The sequence below is a fragment of the Catelliglobosispora koreensis DSM 44566 genome, assembly GCF_000379685.1.
GTDB classification, from domain to species: Bacteria; Actinomycetota; Actinomycetes; order Mycobacteriales; family Micromonosporaceae; genus Catelliglobosispora; species Catelliglobosispora koreensis.
The window spans coordinates 1-2,708 of the sequence record NZ_KB903266.1 but is presented as its reverse complement, the minus strand read 5'-3'; the positions used below and the strand labels follow the sequence as shown (position 1 = coordinate 2,708).

Here is a 2,708-nt window from a genome sequence, read left to right as displayed (position 1 = left end):
AGCCCCGGGATTCGGTGACCGGCGCAAAGCCATGCTGCAAGACATCGCCTTCCTCACCGGCGGGCAGGTCATCACCGAAACCGTTGGCCTGAAACTGGAAACCGTAGGCCTGGACCTGCTGGGCCGGGCACGCAAAGTGGTGGTGGCCAAAGGCGACACCACCGTCGCCGAGGGCGCCGGGGACGCCCAGCAGATCGCAGGGCGGGTCAGCCAGATCCGTGCCGAGATCGACAAGTCCGATTCGGACTACGACCGCGAAAAGCTGCAAGAGCGCCTGGCCAACTGGCCGGCGGGGTCGCGGTCATCAAAGTCGCTGCGACCGAGGTCGAGCTCAAGGAGCGTAAGCACCGCATCGAAGACGCCGTCCGCAACGCCAAGGCCGCTGTGGAAGAAGGGGTACTGCCAGGCGGAGGTGTGGCCCTGGCCCGCGCTGCCGCAGAGCCGCTTGACGATGTGCTGCTGGCCGGCGATGAACAAATCGGGGCCGAAATCGTGCGGCGCGCACTAGCTGAGCCGCTGTGCCAGATCGCTTCCAACGTCGGCCTGGAAGGCGGTGTCGTCGCCGCCAAGGTCACCACATTGGATGCCGGCTGGAGCCTGGACGCGGCGACCGGCGAATATGTGGGCCTGTTCAAAGCCGGGATCATCGACCCGGCCAAGGTCACCAAGTCGGCGTTGCAGAACGCGGCATCGATCGCTGGGCTATTCCTGACCACCGAAGCGGTCGTCGCTGAAAGCCCGAGAAAGAAAAGGCGCCAGCCGCTGGCGCAGCGGGCATGGGTATGTAGCAAGAAGTTCGGCGTTAGCTACGGCAGCGGCGCCACCGGCACAAGCCACTAGGTGTCACCGCCGCCGTAGCACGACAGGCGCTCGTGCAACAGGTGAAATCAGTTTCACTGACGTTGCACCCAGAACGGAGGTGATGGGTGCGATCATCAGATTCTTCGACCGCCATGGTTGGCCCATCACCCGGCAGGCATGGACACGGCTAAGTCACACACCGGGCTACCCGCACACTGCCCTCGACACCGTCGTGGTCGCGGCCGCGGAGAGGCGGCCGGGAAACGTGGCCAACATGCACACCTACTGGCTCGGCATCGGCGAAACCACCGACCTGCGGATTTTCCGCACGATCGTGTTCGGCACCGGCGCCCGGCCCGCCTGGGCCTGGACCAGCGAGCAAACCCATTGCGGGCCACCAGCGGGTGTGACAATGGTTGGCCAAGGAGGGCCACCGCCCGCAGCCGGACAATCCCAGCAGCGCTAATTGGCAATCAACGTCCCACCGCCGATTCCATTCCCCACTGACACGTGCGCCCGCCATGACGGGTACTTTGCCCCGTAAGCGATCCGCGGAGGCAGCAATATGACACACGGCAGCACCGGACGATCGTCACGGTGTCCACGACGGCTGGTTCGCCATCGCGCCAGCAGACCCGCCCACCAATCCCGGGCCGAGGCCGCGACTTCACCACATGCATGCTGCCTGCGTGAACTGGCCAGCAAGCTCATCCCAATCTGCCTGCTCCTTTACTCGGGAGTACCACCTGCGGTTCGGCAGACCCCGCCCTCGAGACTTAGGCTGCCTGGCGTAGGTCATGGACAGGCGACACTACGTCAGACCTCAGCGTGTCTGTCCAGGTGCGGGCCGCCGGTATTGCCGGTGGCAGACGGAACGGCGCTGTCATGCCATCCAGCGCAAACGCGCAGGTCACGCGTACCACGGCCAGCGCATCGGTAGGGTCGGACTTACCGTAGGTGCCTGCCGCGTCGCGTGCGTGGCCATGAGTTTTGGCGCAACACGCATGATGCGTTTGCCCGCGCGGGCTCGTCAACCTGGCCGCCGTCGGCATCATCGCCGTGCCGTGGGGGCTTTGCACTAATCGGCTCAGACGAAATCCCGTATCAGCACAGCCCAAGCTGCGCCGGGTTCGATGCGCTGTCTCCGCACGTCAGGCTTAGCCGCCGAAAACCGCTATATCCGGGTGATCAGGCTGGCCTTCGTGACGGCGTACTCCGCGGGCGTCAGAATCCCGAGATCTTTGAGTTCGGCAAGCTTTCTTAGCTGTCCGACCGCATCGGGTCCGGCGGGCGAGGCTGCTGGCGGATTCTGTGCTATGTGGACGCGGTTGCGGACGATGTCCACAAGCGACTTGCCTGCATCTTTGCGTACGTTTCTGATCTCGGCTTTGTTGCCGGGTGCGAAGATGGTGATGGATCCAAAGACGAGTCCCGCACTCCACTGAATTGACGTGATCTTGCCGTATGTGAAGTCCACGACCTGCTGTGTCATTATTGTGTGCAGGATGAATATCAGCCGCTGGTCAGTGAGTACCATCAGTCCGGTGCCATTGCCGTAGGTGCCAGTGAGCATTCGCATGACGGTCTCATCGTCGTGCAAGCTGGCGGCAAGGTTTCTAATGCCGCGTTCGGCAACTCCCTGGTTCGGCAGTAGTGCTCTCGCCGATTCGATATCGGCGCGAAGGGTGGGGGTGTGCGCCATCGGGGTCCCTCCGTCTCAGCGCAGGTCGACATATCCATTAAAACACGAATGCCCGGATTGCCCAATATAGGGAAGGTATAGCGCGGGCCGACTCAATTCGAAGGAGGAACTCGGAGCCTGCGCCGAAGAGCTGTCCCGTATTCATCGGATGCAGCACAGCCCACTGTTGTTGTGGCTCTAAGCATCCTGTCCTGTCCCATCGTTT

The 2,708-nt window shown here is 63.1% G+C and carries 2 protein-coding genes and 1 pseudogene; 2 read left to right on the top strand and 1 reads right to left on the bottom strand.

All coding sequences use genetic code 11. The annotated features are described in order from the left end of the window. Together A3E1_RS41545 and A3E1_RS0122570 are read left to right on the top strand one after the other, a co-directional pair. Positions 1-840, top strand: a pseudogene (locus A3E1_RS41545) (TCP-1/cpn60 chaperonin family protein); the annotation flags it as partial. An 82-nt stretch (positions 841-922) separates the two neighbouring features. Next, the gene (locus A3E1_RS0122570; RefSeq protein WP_020523063.1) at positions 923-1,267 is read left to right on the top strand and encodes a hypothetical protein; all 345 of its coding nucleotides are present in this window, start codon (positions 923-925) and stop codon (positions 1,265-1,267) included. Positions 1,268-1,975: 708 nt separating this feature from the next. Here A3E1_RS0122570 and A3E1_RS0122565 read toward each other — a convergent pair. Beyond that, positions 1,976-2,503, bottom strand: coding sequence for a PH domain-containing protein (locus A3E1_RS0122565; RefSeq protein ID WP_020523062.1), 528 nt, complete (start codon positions 2,501-2,503; stop codon positions 1,976-1,978). Positions 2,504-2,708 lie beyond the last annotated feature (205 nt).

Coding starts and splice junctions, on each gene's coding strand:
- A3E1_RS0122565 (WP_020523062.1), bottom strand. CDS start 2,503: ATGGCGCACACCCCCACCCTTCGCGCCGATATCGAATCGGCGAGAGCA.
- A3E1_RS0122570 (WP_020523063.1), top strand. CDS start 923: ATGGGTGCGATCATCAGATTCTTCGACCGCCATGGTTGGCCCATCACC.